General features: G+C 59.8%; 20 protein-coding genes. All 20 read left to right on the top strand.

Translation table 11 applies throughout. The features are described from left to right. Positions 1-23 precede the first annotated feature (23 nt). The 20 genes from H7A19_14435 to H7A19_14340 all read left to right on the top strand — a co-directional run bounded on the left by H7A19_14435 (position 24) and on the right by H7A19_14340 (position 22,817). A complete protein-coding gene (locus H7A19_14435) occupies positions 24-728 on the top strand; it encodes a polysaccharide deacetylase family protein (GenBank protein MCP5476026.1) in 705 nt (234 codons plus the stop codon). 3 nt (positions 729-731) lie between these two features. Further along, positions 732-1,667 carry a glycosyltransferase family 2 protein gene (locus tag H7A19_14430; GenBank protein MCP5476025.1) on the top strand — a complete coding sequence of 312 codons (936 nt, stop codon included), beginning with the start codon at positions 732-734 and terminating at the stop codon, positions 1,665-1,667. Between the two features lie 59 nt (positions 1,668-1,726). Continuing rightward, the gene (locus H7A19_14425) at positions 1,727-2,869 is read left to right on the top strand and encodes a glycosyltransferase (GenBank protein ID MCP5476024.1); all 1,143 of its coding nucleotides are present in this window, start codon (positions 1,727-1,729) and stop codon (positions 2,867-2,869) included. A gap of 69 nt (positions 2,870-2,938) precedes the next feature. Next, complete coding sequence (locus H7A19_14420) at positions 2,939-3,727, top strand: glycosyltransferase family 2 protein (GenBank protein ID MCP5476023.1); 789 nt, start codon at positions 2,939-2,941, stop codon at positions 3,725-3,727. After that, entirely contained in the window at positions 3,724-5,481 is a 1,758-nt protein-coding gene (locus tag H7A19_14415; protein ID MCP5476022.1) for a carbamoyltransferase, read from the top strand. Before H7A19_14420 ends, H7A19_14415 begins: the two co-directional genes overlap by 4 nt. Beyond that, positions 5,481-5,756, top strand: a complete 276-nt coding sequence (locus H7A19_14410; GenBank protein MCP5476021.1) for a hypothetical protein — start codon at positions 5,481-5,483, stop codon at positions 5,754-5,756. The genes H7A19_14415 and H7A19_14410 overlap by 1 nt, the downstream gene beginning before the upstream one ends. Before the next feature lie 68 nt (positions 5,757-5,824). After that, complete coding sequence (locus H7A19_14405) at positions 5,825-7,003, top strand: glycosyltransferase family 4 protein (protein ID MCP5476020.1); 1,179 nt, start codon at positions 5,825-5,827, stop codon at positions 7,001-7,003. Positions 7,004-7,122: 119 nt separating this feature from the next. Continuing rightward, positions 7,123-8,511: a hypothetical protein gene (locus tag H7A19_14400; protein MCP5476019.1), complete on the top strand. Its 1,389-nt coding sequence runs from the start codon at positions 7,123-7,125 to the stop codon at positions 8,509-8,511. Next, positions 8,512-9,714, top strand: coding sequence for a nucleotidyltransferase family protein (locus H7A19_14395; protein ID MCP5476018.1), 1,203 nt, complete (start codon positions 8,512-8,514; stop codon positions 9,712-9,714). It begins immediately after the preceding gene. 181 nt (positions 9,715-9,895) lie between these two features. Beyond that, a complete protein-coding gene (locus H7A19_14390; protein ID MCP5476017.1) occupies positions 9,896-10,825 on the top strand; it encodes a hypothetical protein in 930 nt (309 codons plus the stop codon). Beyond that, positions 10,818-11,084 (top strand): PqqD family protein, encoded by a 267-nt coding sequence (locus tag H7A19_14385; protein ID MCP5476016.1) that lies wholly within the window; start codon positions 10,818-10,820, stop codon positions 11,082-11,084. The genes H7A19_14390 and H7A19_14385 overlap by 8 nt, the downstream gene beginning before the upstream one ends. Before the next feature lie 177 nt (positions 11,085-11,261). After that, positions 11,262-11,399, top strand: a complete 138-nt coding sequence (locus tag H7A19_14380; protein MCP5476015.1) for a hypothetical protein — start codon at positions 11,262-11,264, stop codon at positions 11,397-11,399. 390 nt (positions 11,400-11,789) lie between these two features. Further along, positions 11,790-13,628, top strand: a complete 1,839-nt coding sequence (locus H7A19_14375; protein ID MCP5476014.1) for a hypothetical protein — start codon at positions 11,790-11,792, stop codon at positions 13,626-13,628. 179 nt (positions 13,629-13,807) lie between these two features. After that, positions 13,808-14,767, top strand: coding sequence for a 50S ribosomal protein L11 methyltransferase (locus H7A19_14370; GenBank protein MCP5476013.1), 960 nt, complete (start codon positions 13,808-13,810; stop codon positions 14,765-14,767). Further along, positions 14,707-15,912: a GDP-mannose 4,6-dehydratase gene (gene gmd, locus H7A19_14365; GenBank protein MCP5476012.1), complete on the top strand. Its 1,206-nt coding sequence runs from the start codon at positions 14,707-14,709 to the stop codon at positions 15,910-15,912. Before H7A19_14370 ends, gmd begins: the two co-directional genes overlap by 61 nt. Positions 15,913-16,016: 104 nt before the next feature. After that, complete coding sequence (locus H7A19_14360; protein MCP5476011.1) at positions 16,017-16,961, top strand: GDP-L-fucose synthase; 945 nt, start codon at positions 16,017-16,019, stop codon at positions 16,959-16,961. Between the two features lies 1 nt (position 16,962). Continuing rightward, entirely contained in the window at positions 16,963-17,937 is a 975-nt protein-coding gene (gene galE / locus H7A19_14355) for a UDP-glucose 4-epimerase GalE (protein MCP5476010.1), read from the top strand. 224 nt (positions 17,938-18,161) lie between these two features. Then, complete coding sequence (locus tag H7A19_14350) at positions 18,162-19,214, top strand: undecaprenyl/decaprenyl-phosphate alpha-N-acetylglucosaminyl 1-phosphate transferase (protein ID MCP5476009.1); 1,053 nt, start codon at positions 18,162-18,164, stop codon at positions 19,212-19,214. A gap of 189 nt (positions 19,215-19,403) precedes the next feature. Beyond that, positions 19,404-21,206, top strand: coding sequence for a DNA mismatch repair endonuclease MutL (mutL, locus tag H7A19_14345; protein ID MCP5476008.1), 1,803 nt, complete (start codon positions 19,404-19,406; stop codon positions 21,204-21,206). Between the two features lie 351 nt (positions 21,207-21,557). Next, the gene (locus H7A19_14340; protein ID MCP5476007.1) at positions 21,558-22,817 is read left to right on the top strand and encodes a glycosyltransferase family 4 protein; all 1,260 of its coding nucleotides are present in this window, start codon (positions 21,558-21,560) and stop codon (positions 22,815-22,817) included. Positions 22,818-22,856 lie beyond the last annotated feature (39 nt).

The raw sequence follows: 22,856 nt of genomic DNA, 5'->3' as shown, positions 1-22,856 counted from the left end.
TCCCTTCGAGCCGCGAGTTTGCGGTGACCATCACCTTTGACGACGGTTTCAGAGACAGCTACGAGCGCGGTTTGCATTACCTGGACTCGCGCAGAATCCCGGCCACGGTATTTCAATCGAGCGCCATGCTCGGCGACGGCCGACTTGTTGCCGAACATGCGCTTTATTGGCATGCCAGCCAATCTGGTTCCTGCTCGGACCTCATCGGCTTCGCCCGTGCGCGTGGGTGGGTGGGGGCCGAGGGCGAGAACCCCAGAACCATGGTGGGGCGATGGCTGCAGGAAGTGCCGGCGGCGCAACTCGACGAGCTCCTGCTGACTCTGGAACCGCGAATGGAAGACCAGGCAGCGCTGGCCCGCGCGCTGTATCCGGCACCCGAGCTATTGCGCAGGGCGAAAAAGGCGGGACATGAGATCGGCAGCCATGGTCATGGCCATTACCACCGTGAGACCCTCGGCGCCGTAGAGTTCGAGGCCGACGTTCGCACGTCCATTGCCCGTCTTGGCGACGTGCTGGGGCAGGCGCCGACCAGCTTTTCCTACCCTTTCAATGCGCGTGTCGAGGGTGATCAAGAGACCTGCAGCAAGTACTTCCAGCAGATCGCTACCGTCGATGCGCAACTCATCGATCGAGATTGCAACCCGCTGGCCTTGCCCAGATTTACCTGGCCCGGCCAGGCCCGTAATGGGCTACGGCATCGGCGTTGGCTGCTGACCGGGCGCATCTAGGGAATGAGCCCGCTCTCGAAGTCATGCGTCTCGTCGCCGTCGGTGACCTTGACCGTCGCCATTCCAACCTACCGCCGCGAGCGTGTCTTGCTTGAAACCGTCAGCTACTTGCGGTCGTTGGCGGTGCCGCCCGGGGAAATTCTCCTGCTGGATCAGACGCAACAACATGATCCGGAGACGGAATCTGCCCTCGGAACCATGGCCGACGCGGGCGCCATCACTTGGGTCCGGTTGACCATCCCCAGCATTCCCCAGGCAATGAACCAAGGGTTGGTCCGGGCGCGACACGATCTGGTGCTGTTTCTGGACGATGACATTCGGCCCGATCCGGAGTTGATAGCGGCACATCTGCGGGCACACCAGGAGTCGCCCGGAGGAATAGTCGCTGGTCGAGTGCTGCAACCCTGGCACGGCGGCAAGGCGGATCCGGCCGATGCCAGCCGATTCGGCTTCAACTCCGAGTCGTCTCGCGAGGTGGACGAGTTCATGGGCGGAAACTTCTCGGTAAATCGCCACGATGCGATTGCGCAGGGTGGCTTCGACGAGAATTTTGTGCGAGTCGCCTACCGCTTCGAGGCTGACTTTGCCTTGCGATGGCGGCGCGCCGGCGGCCGAATCCGCTACGCGGCCGGAGCATTGATCCACCACCTGAAGGCCAGCGATGGCGGAACCCGGGTATTTGGAGATTATCTCCGAACCGCTATTCCGGCCCATTCGGTGGGTGAGTACTACTTTGCCCTGGTCAACCGTCCCTCTGGTTGGCTGCGTACCGTCTTCGGCCGGCCCATGCGTGCGATCGCCACCCGACACCACCTGCGACGTCCCTGGTGGATTCCCTCCACGCTGGTGGCGGAAGTCGGCGGGATTCTTTGGGCGCTGGTGCTGATGTTCCGCGGACGCCGATTGATCTCGAATGTCGCCGATGCGAGTCGAAACTGAGCGCCTCGGTCCGCGAGCTGGATTGGACGAATCGCAGCGATCCTTCGGCGAAGCTGCGAGTGTTGCATGTGGTACCGACCTATTTTCCCGCAGCTCGCTACGGTGGCCCCATTCATTCCGTCCACGGCTTGTGCAAGGCCCTGGTTCGCGCCGGCCATCGGGTAGATGTCTGCACCACCTCCGTCGATGGTGCCAAGCGACTGGATGTACCGGAAGGGCAGGCCGTGGATGTGGACGGTGTCTGCGTGCGCTATTTCCGCAGTCGCTTCGATCGACTCTACTGGTCACCGGCGATGTCGGGGTTCTTGCGAAAGAACATGGCTGGCTATGATGCCGTGCACCTGCACTCGGTCTTTCTCTGGCCCACGGCTTCCGCTGCTTTCTGGGCGCGCCGAAGGCGCATTCCTTATGTGTTGTCCCCGCGCGGGATGCTGGTGCCCGAGCTGATTGCGGCCAGGAGCGGCTTGGTCAAGCGTGCCTGGATTCAACTGATCGAGCGAGGGAATCTCTCGTCCGCGGCGCGCATTCATGTGACGAGCACGCAGGAAGGTGATGATCTGAGTCGCTGCGCTTTGGCGCTGGCGCCAGTTCTCGATCTGCCCAATGGCGTCGATTTGCCAGACACTTTCCAGCGGTCGGTCATTCCTGGACAGATCCTCTTTCTCGGCCGCTTGTCCTGGAAGAAGAATCTGGAGGCCTTGATCGATGCGCTTGCGCGCTTGCCCTCGGCATCGCTCATCCTTGCCGGCCCGGATGATGAACAACTGGCTGCAGGCTTGATGGACCGCGCCGGGGCTTCGGGTTGCGCCGCTCGAATCAAACTGCTGGGCACCGTCGACGCGCAGCAGAAACATGCCTTGTTTTCCCAGTCGGCCTGCACTGTACTCCCGTCCCTGAACGAGAATTTTGGCAATGTCGTGGTCGAAGCGCTGGCCCATGGCTGTCCGGTCGTGGTCAGCCCCGGTGTTGGCGCGCGCGGAATCGTGAGCGCGAGCGGTGGCGGCGTGGTGGCGGCGTCTGCAGATGCTGAGGCCTTGCGGGCTGCCATCGCGCAGCTGCTCGATCATCCCGAGAGGTCAGCGCAGCGAGGAGAAGCGGGAGCAAGCTATGTACGGCAACATCTGTCCTGGGACTCGGTGGCGGTGAAGATGGCAGACGCGTATCGGCAAATGGCGGTGCAATGCGAACTCGCGGGTCGATGATCGCCGAGCAAAGGGATGACGGCCGGATTGCCGTACTGGCCGCCCACGCCTGCGCTATGGTGAGCCCCGATGCTCGCTGAGATCACACCGGTCGTCATCACCTACAACGAAGCCCCTAACCTGCAGCGCACCTTGCAGGCGCTCAAATGGGCTCGCCGGGTCGTCATTCTGGACAGCGGCAGCACCGATGAATCAAAGGCGATCGCCAGTGGTTTCGCCAATGTGGATTGGTTCGAGCGCCCCTTCGACGACCATGCTCGACAGTGCAATTTCGCCCTGGACTCACTGGTGCCAAGCGCATCGTGGGTGTTGTTCATGGACGCCGACTATGTGGTTACGGACGCATTGCGAGAGCAATTGGCGACACTTCGGCCCGGCCCGGAGACCGCTGGCTATTCGATTCCCTTTCGCTATTGCATTGACGGACATCCTCTGCGCGGCACGCTCTATCCGCCACGGGTATGCCTTTTCCGGCCGACGTTCGGCCGGTATCGACAGTACGGGCACATGCACTGGCTGGAATTGGCGGGAGACACCTTGCACCTTCAGCATGTCATGCTGCACGACGATCGGAAGTCCTCGGAAAATTTCATGCGGCGCCAACGTCGGTATGCCGACCTTGAAGCGCGATATCTGTGGTCGCAACGATGGGTCACCCTGAATTGGCGAAAACGCCTGCGGCGCCTATTGTTCATCGCCCCCTGGGCCGCGCCCGCCTTTGCACTGTTTGGAAAGGGCGTTGTCCTGGATGGTCTGCCTGGGATCAAGTATGCGTGGGAACGCGCTCAGGCTGAGTCGCTGATTGCGCTGGCCCTGCTCCGGCAGATGCTCAACTTCAACAAGCAAAGTACCGAATGATTGTTCTTGGATTGAATGCCTTTCACGCCGACTCTGCGGCCGCATTACTGGTCGACGGACGACTGGTGGCTGCTGTGGAAGAGGAGCGCTTTCGACGCATCAAGCACTGGGCCGGGTTCCCGAGCCAAGCCATTGAATGGTGTCTGCACAGCACCGGCAAGACATTGAACGATGTCGACATCATCGCGGTGAACACCGATCCGCGCGCAGGTCGTCTCGCGCGAGCCGCCTACGCCGTTCGGCATCTACCCTCGCCGGCCATGGTGCTGGATAGATTTCGAGCTCGGCGCAAGCGCATGTCCATCGAGCAGCACCTGGCCCGAGCCTTTCCCGGGCAGCCATTCAAGGCGCAGATTCGGCCTATCGAGCATCATCTGGCGCATCTGGCATCGGCCTACTACCCATCTGGCTTCGACCGGGCCGTGGCCCTGTCGGTGGACGGCTTTGGTGACTTTGCCAGCGCCGCCTGGGGTGTAGGCATCGGGGGCCGAATCGCTGTTGACGGCAAGGTGGGATTCCCGCACTCCCTGGGCGTTTTCTATCAGGCGCTCACCCAGTTCCTGGGCTTCCCCCACTATGGCGATGAATACAAGGTCATGGGCCTGGCTCCCTATGGAAGGCCCCTGCACGTGGAGGCACTGCGAAAAGTGGTTCAGCCGACCAGTCGTGGCATCGGTTTCACCTTGGATACGCGCTACTTTCGACACCACCGCGAGCGCATTGCCTACGATTGGGAAGACGGCTCTCCCAGTTTCGATCGGCTGTATTCGCGCGAACTGGAAGCACTTCTCGGACCGGCCCGAGAACCTGGCTCGCCCTTGGAGCAACGTCACAAGGATCTGGCGCGATCGGTGCAGGCCGTGTTCGAAGAGTGCTACCTGCAAATGATCAACGCCTTGGCTGGCGAGAACGAGACCGACGCCCTGGTAGTCGCCGGTGGATGTGCGCAAAACTCGGTGGCCAACGGTTTGATTGCCACGCGTACCCCTTTCAAGAAGGTCTATGTGGCCCCGGCAGGTTACGACGCGGGCGGTGCAGTTGGCGCAGCCTACGCAGCCGCCGCGAAAGCTGGCGACCTGACCGTTGCCGAAAGATCGCCCTACCTTGGACCGGAATACAGTGCGGCAGAGATCGAGGCGGAATTGCGCGCAAGCCAGTCGCAGATTGCTGCCGCTGGATGCACCGTGCGGCTGCTTGCCGACGAGAACGCGCTGATCAACGACGCCGCCGACCGCATAGCTGCGGGCCAAGTGGTCGGATGGTTTCAGGGTCGTTTGGAATGGGGGCCGCGGGCGCTCGGAAATCGTTCGATTCTCGGCGATCCCCGCCGTGCCGACATGAAAGACATCATCAACAGCAAGATCAAGCGCCGTGAGTCGTTTCGGCCTTTCGCACCCTCCATCCTGAGGGAGCACGTCTCGGCGTGGTTCGAGCAGGATGGTGACGTGCCTTACATGGCCATGGTCTTTCCCATTCGCGAGGAAAAGCGCGGCCAGATTCCCGCTGTCACGCACGTTGATGGCACCGGGCGGTTGCAGACTGTCGATGCCGAGACCAACCCATTGTATGCGGCGCTCATCGGCGCGGTGGCCCAGAGGACTGGCGTTCCGATCGTGCTCAATACTTCCTTCAACGAGAACGAGCCTGTCGTGTGTCGGCCGGTCGAGGCCTTGCAATGCATGCTGCGAACCGACATGGACGTGGTGTACCTGGGGCGATTTGCGGTGTCACGCAACTCCGGGATGCCCAGTTGATGCCGCCTGACGTGCCGCGACAATCCAGGTTGGCAAAGCTGTGGTCCACCAAATTCAGGAACGATGGTTGCCCCGGCGAGCTTGCCATGAAGGCGTTCGCGATCGGCCTTGAGCACGGTATCGAACCCAGTCCGACGCCGAACGGCTGGAACGACGCCAGCAAGGAAAACGACCACGCGGTGCCGGACCATTGGTCGCGTTGCTGGTGGGTCGGCCACCCGACTCGCTTGACACCACGCACCTGGCTGCTGCCCACGCGCGCGTTGTCGAAATGATTCAGACAGGGCATACCGAGCGGCTGGAATCGATGCAGCATGAGCAAACCGCCAAGAGGAAGCTCCGAGTGGCGGTGCTGAACACGCACCCGATTCAGTACTTCGCGCCCATGTACGCGTACATGACGACCCACATGCCCGACATTGAACTGACGGTCCTGTATTGCTCGGACTTCAGCTTGCGAGGCGCTGTCGATGAAGGCTTCGCAAAGCCCGTCACCTGGGACATTGATCTACTCTCTGGGTACCAATACCTCTACCTGGGTGAAGCCGCCACCAGAAGAACGCCCGGCGGATTCTGGTCGATGATAGTGCCGGAGCTCTGGAGACACATTCGAAGCGGGGGCTACGACGCCTTGTGGCTGCATGGTTATGGCTACGCCGCCTGTTGGGTAGCCATGCTGGCCGCGAAGTCAATCGGACTCCCTGTCATGCTACGCGGAGAAACCCATCTGGCATTGAGTCGGCCGAGTTGGCGACGATTCATCCGGGATACCGTGCTCCGACGGTTATTTCGTTCTCTGGACGGTCTTCTTGCCATTGGAACGCGTAATCGTGAATATTATCAAGCGGCTGGTGTCCCGAACGACAAGATTCACATGGTCCCTTATGCCGTCGATAACGAGCGCTTCGAAGCAGCCGTGAGCGCAGTAGCAACAAGACGGCAGGAATATCGATCAACTATGGGGTTTCCAGAGGGCGTACCGGTGGTCCTCTACGCCTCGAAATTGATTGAGCGCAAACATCCTCACACGCTGATGTACGCCATCGCGAAACTCCAGGCCACCGGACGACGTGTCGCGCTATACGTGGTCGGCTCCGGCCCCATGGAGCCACGCCTGCGGGCATTGCAGGCCGAACTGAACCTCGACGATACCCATTTCGCCGGCTTCCTGAATCAAAGCGAATTGCCGATGGCTTATGCCGCTGCCGATATTTTTGTACTGGCGTCAGAATCAGAACCCTGGGGCCTGGTAGTCAATGAGGTGATGTGCGCCGGATTGCCGGTGATCACCTCGCCCGAAATGGGCTGCAGTGAAGATCTTGTCGTCGATGGCGCGAACGGCTTCCAACTTCCGCCGGGGAATGTCGACCAACTGGCCGCCGCCATTGATGCCATGATTGACAACCCAGATAGAATGCGGGCCATGGGAAGGCGCAGTCTGGAAATCATCCGCCAGTGGGGCTATGAACAATGCACGCACGGACTAAGACAGGCACTGGCCGGTCTCCCTGCGAGCAGGTGACCCATGACTTTTGAATTCTTCACATGTTCACCAGGTCTGCCATCGAGCGTAGCCAACCGGATCGAGACAGGCGTGCTTGAAGCTTAAATGCACAACTTGATCAACCTGACAGCCCTGAAATGACCAGCGAACTGATCATGCTGGCAGTCGTGGTTGCACTGCCTTATCTGGTCTTTGCAAACGCAGGCTGGCGCGCCATATTTCTCCTGTTCATTCCGGTAGGTTTCGTTCAGGAGCCGATCCGCAAGTCAATCGAAGGACAGCCAGTCTTCGTTCAGCTGGCCGCAGTGGCGGTATTCGCTCTGGCGTTGTTCGCAGCGATCGCACGATTTGGTCGACCAACGTTGAGCCCGCTTGCTGGAGACAGCAGCGCTACCCGGAAGCTGCTCATCGGTTTTGTCTGTTTGATCGGAATTCAGACGCTGAATTCATTGATCAGATACGGTTCGCTGATGGTGCCGATGATCGGAATGCTCAGCTATCTCTTGCCAATACCGGCACTCTGGGTGGCGTATCAATTCGTACGTCAACCAGAGGACATCAGACGATTTCTGATGATCTATGTAGTCTGTGCCTTGCTTTTAACGCTTGGCGTGATTGCCAGCTACCTCGGAGTGAGCTCTGAACTGTTTGGTCAGGTCGGTGGCGCAAAGATGGTTGTGTACCACGAACTCGTTGGCGTTGTAGACCTGTATTGCGGATATCTCAGGTCACCAGAAGTTGCGGCATGGCACGCCGCAGCCCTTGCCTGTCTTTCGGTGGTCTTGGCGGTTTCCTTCAAACGGCCGGCAATGCGCGTACTGTGTCCTTTCATCGTGGTGTACGCTTTTTACACCATACTCCTGACCGGCCGCCGAAAGGCGCTGGCGATCATGGTGATTTTTGCCGGCATATACCTCATTGGTTTGATGAATCAAAAACGACGTTCCTCGCGTCGAACCGTGGCTGCCGCCATCATGGTGGGACTGTTGGTCACGCTGGGGTCACTGACCATGAGTCCGGAGTCAGTGGCGCCAAATCCTTATGTCGAGCGTTCGCAAACGGCCTTCGGTGATGCCTACGACCGCTTCGAGAAACTGGGCTTGACTTCGATAAAATGGGCTTATGTAGCAGCTGGTCCCATCGGTCTGGGAACAGGCGCCGGTGCCCAGGGCGCTGGCCAGGTCGCCGGTATTGCACTGCAGGGATCGGCTGAGGGGGGACTTGGCCGTATCATGCTTGAACTTGGTCCATTGGGATTGATCCTGGCAGTTCTTTGCTCGGTGGCCGTTGCCCGTCAGACGCGACGCTGCTTGTCCAGGGCCAATGCCCACAGCGCAGAGTTGTTCAAACTCGCGCTTGGAATGCTGGCGTTCGTCGCTGCCAACGTACCGATCTTCATTGGTGCAGCTCAAATCTTTGGCGACCCATTTGTGCTGATGATTCTTGGAACTCAGCTCGGCTTTGTGCTCGCAGTTCCGAGAATGATCAGCATCAGCAGGGGCCGCATGGCACGGATGCAAGCGTAGATGCCGCACTCTCAGGACGACCAGGCCGTGATATCGCCAAGTATCGAAGTTGTGGAAATGTTGCGGATTCTTTTCGAGCTCTCGAGCGCCGAGTTCGTCGTATCCGAGAAGCCGACCCTGGCAGGCGTGGATATAGACAGATTCCAGCAATTAGTCGCTCGCAATCGTATTTCCACGCTGGCTGCACACTATTTTGAATCCGGGGCGGCAAGGGAGATGTCCGCAAGTCTCCCGAGCATCGTAGCCGAGGCTCGCGGTGAACGGCGATTGTCATTCTCCCGCCACTTGGAATTGCGCCGACTTGAAGAAAAAATCCTCGGGCCTGGAAAGATAAAATACGCAGTATTGAAAGGCGGTTTGATTGATGCAACCCTCTATGGGGGACAGTTTCTTCGTCAAAGTTCCGATATAGATATTCTGGTGGAGCCGGAGCGGGTCCGCGAAGTGGTGGAGAAGCTCCTCGAGAGCGGCTACCAATTCAGTCATGAACGCTGGGTGGGACACCCGGTTCCGGCCGTCTGCAAATACTCGGCGGTTGTGGAAATGTCGCGGCCGGGGGCGTTGCAGATTGAGGTGCATAAATCATTGGACGAGCACTCGATAATTTTTCCCGCGGTAACAGATCTCGACTTCCCGAGGACGAAGGTTTGCGGGTTCGATCTTCCTGGATTGGCAGAGCCCGTGAATACGCTCTACATGATATTCCATCATTCGCGACACCGATGGTCTTGTCTGCACTGGGTGATGGATCTCATCCGTCTCTGCAAGACTCTTTCCAATCCTGACCGTGTGGCGCTTTCGCATGCGGCCGAGAATATGGGATTGCGGCGGACTGTCGATGAGGCATTCAAGCTGGAGCGGGACCTGGCCCTTGTCGCCGCAGGCGGCAGTCTAGAGGGCCTTGACCTTTCGCTTTTCACGTTGGAGTGCTTGTATCGTGTAGGTCTCAGCAACGATGAAGCTGCATCCTTGAAGGCAAGATCTGTTTCGACGGAGCCAGATTTTGCCTTCGCGTGGCAGCGCCCGCGGGGATATGACCTGAAGGCGGCCGTCAGTCGATTGGGTCCTGGCGAGAACGAATACCGTCTGATGCCTCAGCTCTCAGGATCTGCGATTGGCATGTGTCTGGTACGGGCTTTTACGCTCAGCATGCATTTTGGATCGCGGTTGGCCTCTTCCGTCCGGAGTCGCTCCGCAGATTGACGGATGTTGAGGCTGATGTCACATGGTGCCGACGGCCGTATCGACGCCAGCGTGGGCTTTGGGGCCATCTTCGTCGGCTGTGGCGGGTGATTTCAAGATCTACAACCTGCTTGAATTTCTCGATAACTGACGGCCCGTTGCCGCTTCCGGTGCCGTTGGTAGATGTGGGGTGATGATACGTATGTCGGTCAAACAGGGATATGTGTATGAGGCGGTGGGCCTTAGGATCTGGTCGAATGTGCCGCTGACTCCTTTGGTGACGATCGACGATAGTCGTGAGCCTGATGTCCGCGTGCAGATCGTGCAGCGGCACTCCCTTGATATCGCCAGGACGCCAAGCTGCGAGAAGGGAGTGTGGTTCCAGTTCAAGGGTGAGTGCAGGATTGCGGTCACAGATAGTTCCCACATTTTTGCTGAATACGATCCGGATGAAGTGGAATTCCGAACGTTTCTGGGATTTCTTTATGGTCCCGGATTCGCCATCATGCTCGCCCAGAGGGGGCTGTTTCCGTTGCACCTGAGCGCCGTAGCTTTCGGAGGAAGCGCGCTCGCTTTTTTTGGCCCTTCCGGGGCAGGCAAATCCACGACCGCTGCAAATCTGGTGTTCAATGCTGGCGGGAAATTGATTGCCGATGATTTGGGTCTGATCAGGTTCAGCAACGGTACGCCTTTGATCTGGGGTATTGCCGAGCGAGGGCTGAAGCTGTTCTCAGGATCTGTTCAAGCCCTCGCCCTGGAGCAAACAATAGTAGGGATCGAGTGCGATGAGAAAAGAAAATCAATCATTGGGTTGTCCACGGACAATAGCGTCGCATCGGCAATGCTCAAGGGAATGGTGTTGCTCGAGGTTTCCGACCTTGCCGAAGACGTCACGATAACGCGCATGTCCTTGCCTGAGGCCTTGATCGAATCACGCAAGCTGCTGTTCATCCCGCAAATAGGTGTCAAGATGTGGGAGTTTGAAGACGCACTTGCATTTTTAGCGTCGGTCGTCTCTTCCGTGCCCTTCTTTCGAGTCGTTCGGCCGCGACGATCGGATGGCGATCTAGTTGACGTTCTTGCTTGCATTCGCGAACTGGGACTTATCCCCCTGAGGCCTGACCATGTATAAATTGAGCGAGAAGGTTGTCCTGCAGAAGCTTGGTCCGGAGGTTGTTGTATTTCGCTTTTCCGATGAGCGCTTCTTTTCTCTGGACAGCGTCGCTTCCAAAATGCTTGAAGCAATCATCGAAGCTGGAGACCCACAGCGAGCAGCATCGGCGCTGCTGCAATATTACGACATAGACCAGGCGACCTTGGAGGCGGATGTACTGGCCTTCGTTGAAAAGTGCGAGCGTGAGGGCTTCTTGGTTCGTACTAAATCTGCCTGACGATTGGATGGGTCCGTGGGCTGCTGGTTTTGGCTGCATGCGTCACTGTGCTCTGGTTGATGCGGCTGGAACCAGGATCCTTCGTGGGTCGAGATGTCCCGGAGCGCTTGCACGGAGCACGGTTTTCTGGGTAGCATCTTGTTACAGGGGCAGTATCGCCTCAACAGGAGGTTGATCATGGACAAGACTGAGTACACGAAGCCGGTAGTGACGGATCTGGGCATCGCCAAGGACTTCGTGCAGATGCAGCAGCTCAGCACCAACGGCGACGGTTTGTCGAACGGCATGGTGATCTTCACGACCTCTCCCTTCTGATCTTCGGGCCGGGCCCTCGCTTGACGGCGTGACCCCGGCCCAGAAGGCGATGCGCCGAGTCAGTTCGGCTCGGTTGAACAGCCTTGAATGCTCAACGGGCCGCAAGCTTCCACTTGCGGCCGTTGGCGTGGCTATTGGTCCAGTGGCCAGGTTCGACGGGAATCCGTCCGAAAGCGCCGACTACCATGAACGCTACGAAAGCGTCGCACTGGCGCTGTGTTCCCGTATGGGTTGTCGCTCGGTCTCAATGCTGTCACTCGATCTTGGCAGTGGCCCCCGCGATTCTCGGAAAGGCTATCGCTTCGCTTCTCCTCCCGTCGGGCTTCGACGTCCTTCTGCCATGCGTGGGAGTCAGCGGTTCGCATCACTTGCGCGGCCAGTACAGGCTTGATGCACTTCTCGCTCTCCTATTCCCCTATCCCTGAGCTGCCAGCAACAGCACCTCCTCCGGCATGCTCGCGACAGTCAGCGAGTGGCAGTAGCGCCTGCGGCAGAACTGTCGACAAGAGATTTGCCTATCGAACGTATTGGACGGGGCCCGAGAGCTGGTCTGGACCGGAGGAAAATTGTCTCGAAAGCGAACGCTGGACAGTACTTTGCGACGCTCGGATCGACGGTAAAGCTTCGTTGATCAGGGCGTTGAGCTGCGGAGACGTGCGCCGCGAGCGCGACTTGAGCCGCGCCAATACGGCGAACCTGATACTGGCAGCCTTCTTGAAATGGGGGGCGAGCCTTGTAGACCACGTCCTTGGTGACTATGCCTTCGTCATTTATGACGGGGAGACCGGAAAGGTCAGGTTTGGAACCTCACCGCTGGGACTTCGCACGCTCTACATCAGCCAGAACGAACAGGACGTTCGTCTGTCGTCAGAGCTGTCGCCGCTGATTCCGAAGCATCCGTCACTCTCCGAAGTCGATGAGTTCGCTATCGCTGGCTTCCTGCTGGTCGGGTATCACGCAGCCATCGATCATGAGCGCACGCCCTACAAATCCATATCCCAGGTCGCTGCCGGCAGTTTCAACACAATCGCCGGTCGTGAGTTGACTCGGGATCACACATGGTCCTTTCCCGAATCGTCAACCGCGCTACGCTTGCCCCGCCTGCATGACTACTGCGAGCATTTCCGGGAAGTTCTTGCAAACGCAGTATCGGATCGCGTTCGAGATCGGCGCGTAGCCATCGCGCTCAGCGGCGGTCTCGACTCGACGGCAGTAGCCGGCTTGTGTTCCGACGCAGCGTCGGCCGGCGGCGGGCCGACGGCAGTTTCGGCATTTACGTTCATTGCCGACGGGGATGATGATGAGGCGCTATTCGCTTCCGAAGTGGCCAAACGACTCGGCTATCCTCACGAGGTGTTTGACTATTCCCAAGCGACGCCGTTGGGGGCCATCTCTCGCTCAACGGTGCCTTCCTTGGACTTGTTTCCGGAATTCGGCAATCTGGCGCGTTCAATCACTGCTCAGCATTCTGATGTCGTCTTGTACGGCCACGGCGGTGACAACGTATTGTGTTCTGGCAATCCCAATGTGCTGGCCACCGCCCGAAGATATGGACTTCGAATTGCGGCAGAGGCCGCTTCGCTACTTTATTTCCGGCACGGATTGCGGCCGTCACTCGGTACAGGCCTGTTCCAACGAGTTCGATTCCCATCAGGCGGCAAGTCAACCAAGGCTGCCGATGCAGCGCGCCCGGAACTACCGAAATGGATATCAAAGGAATTTGTTGCGCGGCTGCGACTGGTGGATTATTGGGAAGATTTTCTTGATCGCAAGAGCTGGTCAAGCAATCAGCCCTTCGGTCATGTACGGTCATCCCTGATGTGGCATCCGTGGGTGCTGCAGATGGATTCGGCTGATGTACTTCAGATCTTGCCCAGCGCCACTGATCCGTTTCTTGATCTTCGGGTCATCGAGGCGAGGTTGAGTTACCCAGAGTTGGGACTGATGCACAAGAAGCATTTGCTTCGAGAGGCCATGCGCGGACGCTTGCCGGATGCGGTCTTGAATCGTCCGAAGACGCCAGCCGCAAATTTGCTTCGAGGGCACGGCGGGAAAGCGGAGGTTCATCAGTCGCTGATTTTGAAACGGCCTGCTGATATCGCCAACTACGTGAATCTCGACCGTTATCACGAGGCGGCTAAGCAATATGACCGGCTGCAACCAAAGGAATGGGTGCAGCCATTGATGCTCGACCGCTGGCTTTTCGGACTCTCTTTGCCATGGGTATGAGAATCGCGGTAGCTCCGCATGAGAAGAGATGTCAATTTATGTGTCAACGGCAAGCGAGTGGCGATCATCGATCGGAGCGGCGTCGATGGTGAGTGCGTCTCTGGCAAAGGCTGGGTCGCGAGATAGTGGCACTGTCGGGATGGGATCGAAGCATGTCGTATAACATGAGGTCATACGGCGTGATGCTGTCCGATCCGTTGCGGATGGCTGCTTTCACCGATGCAATGCGACGTCACGTCAAGCCTGGGTCAATTGTGCTGGACCTAGGGGCCGGCTCGGGGATTTTGTCCTTGCTGGCTTGCAAGTTCGGGGCGCAAAGAGTTTACGCTGTTGACCCCAATCCACTGGTGTGGGCGTTGGTTGACGCGGCTAAGAGAAATGGTTTCGAAGACCAGATCGTGGTGATCTGCGCTGATTCACGCGAGATCGATCTGCCCGATCGAGTGGATGTCATACTGGCCGATATTCGCGGTACCTTACCATTGTTTGGGGGCACGCAAGCCATTGTGAGCGATGCGTGTCGTCGCTTCTTGACCGCCAAGGGCGTTGTACTGCCGATGTCGGACAGGATGTTCGTGGCTCCTGTGAGCGAGCCGAGATTTATGGCGGAGTGGAACAGGATCTGGAAGGAAAATGACCTTGGCGTCGACATAAGTTCGCTCGGCCGCTGGGAGTTCGGCAGCCTGATCGCTTCGCAGGCAAATGCATCCGACCTACTTTCGCCGGCGCAATGTCTCGGCGAGTTCTCTTGGTCGACAGATGTCAGGATGGATTTGTGTCCTGAGCTTGTTTTTCAAATGGCGCAGGATGGAGATTTACACGGCTTCATGGGCTGGTTTGATCTGCATTTTGGAAATGGATTGGTTTTAACCAACGCTCCGGATGCGCCTAAACTGGTCTATGGGCGGGCGACGTTCCTTCTGGGGGAAACCGTGCGAGTTCGATCCGGGTTTACCGTTCGGGTAGAGATCAATGTACGTCCGTTGGTGAGCAGCGAGGTCTGGTCTTGGGCGGGTGACGTCCGGGATTGTTCGGGAGCGGTGGTGTATTCATTTCGTGAGTCAACGCTCAAGCTTGCATCGCTGCAGTCGATTGCCGCAGCGCGGGCGCCTCGGGCGACAGTCAGAAAGGTAGAATAGTGAATACAGAGTGCAGTGAAAATTCAGGTGCGAACGGCAAGGTGGCGTTGATAACTGGTATCACGGGTCAAGATGGCGCCTATTTGGCTGAATTTCTACTTGGCAAGGGCTATGAGGTGCACGGAATAAAGCGCCGGGCGTCCTCGTTCAATACCGATCGCATAGATCATCTTTACCAGGATCCTCATGAGAAGAACCGGAAACTCATTTTGCACTACGGGGATCTGACGGATTCCACCAATCTGATTCGTATAGTGCAAGAGGTTCAGCCCGATGAGATCTACAATCTCGGTGCGCAGAGTCACGTCGCAGTGTCGTTTGAGAGCCCGGAGTACACGGCCAATAGCGATGCCATGGGTTGCCTCCGGCTGCTTGAGGCTATTCGCATTCTTGGTCTGGAGCAGAGGACACGCTTCTATCAGGCGTCCACATCCGAGATGTTCGGCAAGGTCCAGGAGATTCCTCAGCGCGAGACCACTCCCTTCTACCCGCGCTCTCCCTACGGAGCCGCAAAGGTCTACGCCTACTGGATCACGGTGAACTACCGGGAGTCCTACGGCATGTTTGCTTGCAACGGCATCCTGTTCAACCATGAATCGCCGATTCGTGGTGAGACTTTCGTGACGCGAAAGATCACCCGTGCGCTGGCGCGTATTCACTTGGGTTTGCAGGATTGCTTGTATCTGGGGAACCTGAATTCCCTGCGGGATTGGGGGCACGCGCGGGACTTCGTGGAGGCGCAATGGCTCATGCTTCAGGCCGATGAGCCAGAGGACTTCGTGATTGCCACGGGAGTGCAGCATTCGGTGCGGGAGTTTGTGACCTGCGCTGCGGCGGAATTGGGTATTGCGATCGAATGGGAGGGAAGTGGGGTTGATGAGATCGGTGTCATTGCGGCGGCGCCCGCGGAAAGCGCGTTGAAGGTTGGCCAGCGCATTGTCGCCATCGATCCGCGCTACTTCAGGCCTTCGGAGGTCGACACGCTGCTTGGTGATCCCAGCAAGGCCAGAGAAAAGCTGGGTTGGGCTCCTAAAGTCGGCTTCAATGGCCTGGTCGGCGAGATGATGCGCGAGGATCTCAAGCTGGCTCAGCGCGACGCAATGATTCGCCGCGCGGGTTTCAGGGCTTTCGACCATCATGAGTAGATGCTGGACGATGTTTCGGCGCTTCCCGCGGGCATGAAGTTCGTGCCGTCGGTGGCTAGTGTGGCCGGCGTTGGGTCGGTTCAGGGGATTTCAGGACGCGATTGATGATTGATCAGAGTGATCGGATTCTGGTAGCTGGCCACCGTGGCTTGGTTGGTTCGGCCCTCCTGCGGCGTTTGCACTCCGCAGGATTTACCAACCTCATGACGATCGAGCGTTCGTCGGTCGATCTGCGCGATGCCACCGCAGTGAGCGCGTGGTTTGCCCGAGAAAGGCCGGACCTCGTGTTCATGGCTGCTGCCAAGGTCGGAGGTATCCATGCCAACAGCCTGTACCCGGCTGAGTTCCTCCACGACAATCTCTGCATTCAGAACGCGGTGATCGATGCTGCCTGGCGGCACGGTGTGCGCAAGCTCTTGTTCCTGGGCTCGTCTTGCATCTACCCCAAGCATGCGCCGCAACCGATGCGCGAGGAATGCCTGCTGACGGGGCCGCTGGAACCCACGAATGAGTGGTATGCGATAGCCAAGATCGCGGGTATCAAGATGTGTCAGGCTTATCGTCAGCAGTATGGCTTCGACGCCATTTCACTGATGCCAACCAATCTCTATGGCCCTGGGGACAATTTTCACCCCGAGAATTCACATGTATTGCCCGCGCTGATCCGACGCTTTCATGAGGCGAAACGCGATGGGCTCTTGCAGGTTGTGATCTGGGGTTCGGGCAGCCCCCGTCGCGAATTCCTGCACGTGGACGATCTCGCCGATGCCTCGGTCCATTTGATGCGCAAATACAGTAGCGCGGAGATCATCAATGTGGGTGTGGGGGACGATCTGACCATCCTTGAGCTGGCGCAGCGGGTGGCCGCCGTGGTCGGCTATCAGGGCGAAATCATCTGTGATCCATCGAAGCCGGATGGGACACCCCGGAAGTTGCTCGATGTCAGTCGTTTGACCAACTTGGGCTGGCAAGCCCGGATTGGACTCGATGAAGGACTGGCCAGCACCTATCAGTGGTTTGTGGATCATGCGGCCGAGGCGCGGAGCTGAGATGAAGGTACTGGTGTGTGGTGGCGCTGGTTATATTGGTGCGCACATGGTGCGCTGGTTGAACCAGGCGGGCCATGAGGTGCATGTCTTCGATAACCTGAGCACGGGACATCGCGTCGCTGTCACGGGGAACCCACTGCATGTGGGTGACTTGCTGGATCCTGCAGCCATCGACCGGGCGCTATCCGCGTCCGGCGCGGAAGTGGTGATGCACTTTTGCGCCAAGGCGCTGGTTGGCGAGTCAGTCACGGACCCTTACAGCTACTACGACAACAACCTCGTTGGCACCTTGAACTTGTTGAAGGTGATGCGCAAGAGAGAGGTTCATCGCCTGGTGTTCTCATCGACCTGTGCCATCTTCGGGGTGCCTGAGGCGGATCGGATCGGAGAAGACCACCCAAAGGCGCCAATAAATCCCTACGGGGCCAGCAAGTGGATGTGCGAGCGCCTGCTGGCTGATGCTGTTGCTGCCTACGAACTGGACAGCGTTGCGCTGCGTTACTTCAATGCGGCTGGAGCTTCTCCGCACGGTGGAATCGGAGAGTCGCACGATCCGGAAACGCACTTGATTCCCAATGCCTTGAATGCAGCGCTCGGCTCAGCGCCGGCGCTTCGCGTGCTCGGCCAAGACTATCCAACGGCTGATGGAACGTGCATACGGGATTATGTGCATGTGGACGATCTGGCGCAGGCCCACGCGTGCGCCATGGATTTCCTGCTCGCCAATTCGGGTGCCCACGTGTTCAATCTCGGGAGCGAGTCTGGTGCCAGCGTACTCGAAGTCATCGAATCGGTGGAGCGAGTCACAGGGCGATCTGTCCCCAGAGTGAACGCGCCGCGCCGGCCCGGGGATCCCGCGACCTTGATCGCTGACAGCACCAAGGCCCGTGAACTCCTGGGCTGGAATCCTCAATATCAATCGCTGGACGCGATTGTCGAAACAGCTGCAGCGTGGCATCGGGCTCGACGTTATTGACGGGGCAAGGCCCGCAGCATGTCGCCCGAGCGGATATTCCCATCGGTCGACTGCAACAAGTCTTCAGGGGTTGTCGGAGAATTGACAGTCCTACCCGCCGGAAAAGCGCAAGTTGGGCATCGCGCTTGCGTCCTCAACAAGTCCGGGGGCAAACTCGCGATCTGGGGGCTTGGTTCGACTGAGCTGCTGAAGGATGCAATCAGGGGAAGTGCGTGCATCTATTGATGTCTAGCTTTGTCGCCTTTGCGGTTAGCGCTGTCTGCTGCAGGCTGTTGCTGGGATGGGCTGAGTGTCTGCGACTGGTGGATCATCCCATTGGTCGCAAGGACCATGAGCATCCAACGCCTGTGATCGGCGGCATTGCGATCTACGCGGCGCTGTTGCCGGCCTTGCTCTCGCTTGCCTGGCCGAGCCTGGATCCGGCGACGCTGGGGATGCTGATTGCCGGTGCCATGTTGATCGGTGTTGGCGTGGCGGACGATGTTTTAGACTTGCCGTGGCCGGCCCGTATTCTGGTGCAGTGTGGCTCGGCTCTGGTGCTGTGTGCCTGCGGCTCTGTGCTGCTCAGTCTGTCGCTGTCCTCGGCCGTCTTGCCGCTGAGCCTGGGGATTTTCGCGATCCCGTTCACGGTCTTTGCCGTGGTCGGGCTGATCAATGCGGTCAACATGATCGATGGCGTCGATGGCCTTGCGGGGTCGATAGTTGCGTCGACATTGGCGCTGATGTCCGCTCTCGCCTATGGAACCGACAAACTGGCCCTGTGCGCGCAGCTTCTGGTCGGCGCATCGGCCGTCCTGGCATTCCTGGGATTCAATTTGCGGATGCCGGGTCGTCCGAAAGCCCTGACCTTTCTGGGCAACAGCGGCAGTGCCTTGCTCGGCCTGATGCTGGCCTGGGCGGCAATTGAACTCACTCAGGGGCCTGCGGCGCGAATCACGCCCGCGGTGGCACCCTGGCTGGTAGCACTGCCTATTCTTGACTGCCTGACATTGATCGGCCGTCGGCTTGCTGGCGGACGTTCGCCCTTCGCCGCCGATCGCCTGCATTTCCACCATCTGCTGCTGGACCGGGGCTTGAGCGTGCCCAAAGTTGTCGTCGCCGGGACGGCACTGCATCTGGCTCTCGCCGGCGCCGGGCTGGGTTTGATGGCGCTGGGCGCATCCGATCTGTGGCTGATCGGTGGATTCCTGGTGGTTCTGGGCACCTATGCCTTGATCGCCGTAGGCATGCTGGGCAGCGGTCAGGCGGTCGAAGCGGATCCTGAACTGGTCAAATAGGCCGGCGAGTTGGATGTTGCGAAAAGCCCCTCCGCGGGGCTTTTTGCGTTTCTGGGCCTCCGCTTTGCCAGGACGAGCGCCCTCGCGGCGCGGTTTTCCTGTGGGAGCGGACTCTGTCCGCGATCGGGAGTTGGTTCGGTCGCGACACAAGGTCGCTCCTTCGGGGGCAGCAAGGCTATGCTCCACGCGATGCCGATCCGCGTACTTTCCGACCACCTGATCAATCAAATCGCCGCCGGCGAGGTGATAGAGCGGCCGTCGTCGGTGGTCAAGGAACTGGTCGAGAACGCGCTGGACGCCGGTGCGGGGCTGGTGGAGATCGACATCGAGGCCGGCGGTGCCAAGCTGATCCGCATCAGCGATGACGGTGGTGGCATTCCGGTGGAGGAGTTGCCGCTGGCGCTGAATCGGCATGCGACCAGCAAGATCACGTCGATGGACGATCTCGAAGTGGTGCGCTCGCTGGGCTTTCGCGGTGAAGCACTGCCGAGCATTGCCTCGGTCTCGCGCTTGACGCTGGCTTCGCGCACGCCCGGCGAAGCCCATGGTTTTAGGGTGGATGCCTCGGCCGGGCAGGTGTCGCCGCCGCGGGCCGAGGCCATGCGACCGGGTACGCGAGTGGAGGCTTGGGACCTGTTCTACAACGTGCCGGCGCGGCGCAAGTTCCTGAAGGCCGAGCGCACCGAGTTCGGGCATATCGAGGATTGGGTGCGCTCGTTGGCGCTGGCCCGGCCCGAGGTGGAGTTTCGGCTCAGCCACAACAGCAAGTCGCAGTTGCCGATCCGGGCGGCGCTGGAGCCCGAGCAGATGCGCGCCCGCTTGCGCTCGGTGGTGGGGCCGGCCTTTGCCGAGCGTGCGCTGGATCTGGATTTCGAAGGCGCGGGCGCGCGTTTGCGCGGCTGGGTCGGGCTGCCCACCGATGCCCGTTCGCAGGCCGATCAACAATATTTCTACGTCAACGGGCGGCTGGTGCGCGATCGCCTGATTGCCCACGCCGTGCGTCAGGCTTATGCCGATGTGCTCTTCCATGGGCGCCATCCGGCTTTTGTGCTGTATCTGGACATCGATCCGGCGCGGGTGGATGTGAACGTGCATCCGGCCAAGCATGAGGTGCGTTTTCGCGAGGGCCGCATTGTCCACGACATGATCTATCGCACGCTGCATGAGGCCCTGGCTGGCACCCGGGCAGGCAGCGTGGGTGGCGTCGCCGTCGGTGGACCGCTGGCGGCCTCGGCTGGCTCCTCGGAGCGGCCGTCTGCGACACCGACGAGCAGCAGCTTCACGCAAATGCCGATGCGCCTGGGCCAGAGCCAGGTGGCGCAGCCGCTGGCGGCTTATCGAGCCTTGTACTCGACCGATTCCCTTGCATCCCCGACGCTCCCGGTGCCTCCGGAATCGCGCCCGGACACGCCGCCACTGGGCTTTGCGCTGGCGCAGTTGCATGGCGTGTTCGTGCTGGCCGAGAACGCCGCCGGGCTGGTGCTGGTAGACATGCATGCGGCCCATGAACGCATCACCTATGAACGCCTCAAGCAAGCTCTGGAGGGCGTGGGCGTGCGCTCGCAGACGCTGCTGGTGCCGCTGCAGATCGCCGTCTCCGGGCGCGAAGCCGATCTGGCCGAAACCGCCGCCGAACAGTTCGAGGCGCTGGGCTTTGAAGTGGTGCGGTCGGGTGTCGAATCCATCAGCGTGCGCCGGGTACCGACGGCGCTGGCTGATCTCGACATCGAAGCGCTGGTGCGCGACGTGCTGTCCGATCTGCGCCAGCACGGCAGCTCCACGCGCATCGAGGAAACCCGCAACGAATTGCTCGGCACCCTGGCGTGTCATGCCTCGGTGCGCGCCAATCGGCGCCTGACCGTGCCGGAGATGAATGCGCTGCTGCGCGATATGGAAGCCACCGAACGCAGCGGCCAGTGCAATCACGGCCGACCCACCTGGGTGCAGCTGGACAAGGCCGCGCTCGATCGATTGTTTTTGCGGGGGCGCTGAGGTGCGGCAATCCAACTTTGCTCTCGTAGAGCGGAGCTTGCTCCGCTGCTCTGGCTGGGCTTCTGCTCCCGATCTTGGTTCTGTGACTCGGGAAAAGCCGCACATCCTGCCGAGCAAGCTCGGCACTACAACAGCCTCGCACACCGCTGCTCTCGTAGAGCGGAGCTTGCTCCGCTGCTCTGGCTGGGCTTCTGTTCCTGCTCTTGGTTCCGTGAATCGAGAAAAGCCGCACATCCAGCCGAGCAAGCTCGGCACTACAACAGCCTCGCACACCGCTGCTCTCGTAGAGCGGAGCTTGCTCCGCTGCTCTGGCTGGGCTTCTTGCGCGATCCGCCGTGGATGGGGTCTCGCATGAGCGCCGATTCTTCGAACGAAACCGCCCCGGCCAAACCGCGGGTGTGGATGATCAACCAATGGTTGCCGCCTGATCCGGCGCCGACCGCCGTGTTGTGTGGGGAGGTCATCGATCTGCTGCGCGCGGAAGGTTTCGAGGTGGTACTGCTGAGCCGGGCACGCGGGGCGGATGTGCTTCCGGCTGGGGACAACGATTCGGTCAAACGCATAGTGATTGATCGACTGTCGCATGGGCCCATCGGCATCCTCGCCAAGCTGGCCTCGTGGCCGACATTCGCCTGGCGGGCCTGGCGCGTTTTGCGGCGTGAATGGCTGCCGGGCGATCTGGTGATCGTCTGCAGTGATCCGCCCTTGTTCTATCCACTGGCAATCGCTGCCGCCCGCCGTGCTGGCGCAAAGACGATCCACTGGAGTCAGGACGTCTATCCTGACGTGGTGCAGCGATACTGGCCCTCGCGCTGGCTGGCGCTGGCCCTCGCCCCGCTACGCTGGTTGCGCAACGCCGCCCTGCGTCGCGCAGATCAGGTGGTGGTGATCAGCGCCGGCATGGGCCGGTTGATGCAGGCTGCCGGTGCCCGCACCACTCTGATCCCTAACTGGGGGCGCGATGATCGTATTCGGCCTCGCGACCTGGGTGACTCCGCGCTACGGCGACGGCACTTTGCCGACGACGACTTCGTGCTCGCGTATTCCGGCAACCTCGGCCGTGTGCACGAGTTCGACACCCTGATCGCGGCGGCCCATCAGTTGCGCGCCAACCCGAAGATCAAGTTCCTGATCGTGGGCTCCGGCCCGCGCCTGGCCATGCTGCAGGCCATCGTGGCCACCGAGCGCCTGGGGAGTTTCACCTTCCTGCCGCTGCAACCCGAATCGGAACTGGCGGACACGCTGGCGGCGGGAGACATGCACTATGTCAGCCTGCGCCCCGAGTTCGAAGGCCTGGTGTTGCCGAGCAAGATCTACAGCATCGCGTCTGTCGGGCGCGGCATGGTCTTCTGCGGTGATCCCGATGGCGAAAGTGCGAGCCTGGTCAAGGAAAACGGCGCTGGCGTCGCCATTGAGGCCGGCAAGGGCCGTGAACTCGCTGCCGTCATCGCCGAACTGGCGCAAAACAAGGCACGCTGCGCCGAGTATGGCGCGAAGGCACGGGCGATGATCGAGAGGCATTACTCGCGCGATGGAGCGCTTGCCAATTGGAAATCGCTTCTGCGCCGACTTGTCGCAGCGGACGCTAACTCCCTGCCGCCACTGGAGTAGCTTGCATTGCCATTGATCCACCATGATTCGAGCCGGCGG

The sequence above is a fragment of the Rhodanobacteraceae bacterium genome, assembly GCA_024234055.1.
GTDB lineage: Bacteria > Pseudomonadota > Gammaproteobacteria > Xanthomonadales > SZUA-5 > JADKFD01.
Note: the sequence above shows the minus strand (reverse complement) of the source record. Positions and strands in the feature narration are given on the sequence as shown.

Excerpts from the sequence above, each read along its gene's own strand:
- H7A19_14410 (MCP5476021.1), top strand. The coding sequence starts at position 5,481 with ATGCCGCCTGACGTGCCGCGACAATCCAGGTTGGCAAAGCTGTGGTCC.
- H7A19_14430 (MCP5476025.1), top strand. The coding sequence starts at position 732 with ATGAGCCCGCTCTCGAAGTCATGCGTCTCGTCGCCGTCGGTGACCTTG.
- H7A19_14415 (MCP5476022.1), top strand. The coding sequence starts at position 3,724 with ATGATTGTTCTTGGATTGAATGCCTTTCACGCCGACTCTGCGGCCGCA.
- H7A19_14350 (MCP5476009.1), top strand. The coding sequence starts at position 18,162 with ATGTCTAGCTTTGTCGCCTTTGCGGTTAGCGCTGTCTGCTGCAGGCTG.
- H7A19_14395 (MCP5476018.1), top strand. The coding sequence starts at position 8,512 with ATGCCGCACTCTCAGGACGACCAGGCCGTGATATCGCCAAGTATCGAA.
- H7A19_14360 (MCP5476011.1), top strand. The coding sequence starts at position 16,017 with ATGATTGATCAGAGTGATCGGATTCTGGTAGCTGGCCACCGTGGCTTG.
- mutL (MCP5476008.1), top strand. The coding sequence starts at position 19,404 with ATGCCGATCCGCGTACTTTCCGACCACCTGATCAATCAAATCGCCGCC.
- galE (MCP5476010.1), top strand. The coding sequence starts at position 16,963 with ATGAAGGTACTGGTGTGTGGTGGCGCTGGTTATATTGGTGCGCACATG.
- H7A19_14340 (MCP5476007.1), top strand. The coding sequence starts at position 21,558 with ATGAGCGCCGATTCTTCGAACGAAACCGCCCCGGCCAAACCGCGGGTG.
- H7A19_14390 (MCP5476017.1), top strand. The coding sequence starts at position 9,896 with ATGTCGGTCAAACAGGGATATGTGTATGAGGCGGTGGGCCTTAGGATC.
- H7A19_14385 (MCP5476016.1), top strand. The coding sequence starts at position 10,818 with ATGTATAAATTGAGCGAGAAGGTTGTCCTGCAGAAGCTTGGTCCGGAG.
- H7A19_14400 (MCP5476019.1), top strand. The coding sequence starts at position 7,123 with ATGACCAGCGAACTGATCATGCTGGCAGTCGTGGTTGCACTGCCTTAT.
- H7A19_14380 (MCP5476015.1), top strand. The coding sequence starts at position 11,262 with ATGGACAAGACTGAGTACACGAAGCCGGTAGTGACGGATCTGGGCATC.
- H7A19_14375 (MCP5476014.1), top strand. The coding sequence starts at position 11,790 with ATGCACTTCTCGCTCTCCTATTCCCCTATCCCTGAGCTGCCAGCAACA.
- H7A19_14420 (MCP5476023.1), top strand. The coding sequence starts at position 2,939 with ATGCTCGCTGAGATCACACCGGTCGTCATCACCTACAACGAAGCCCCT.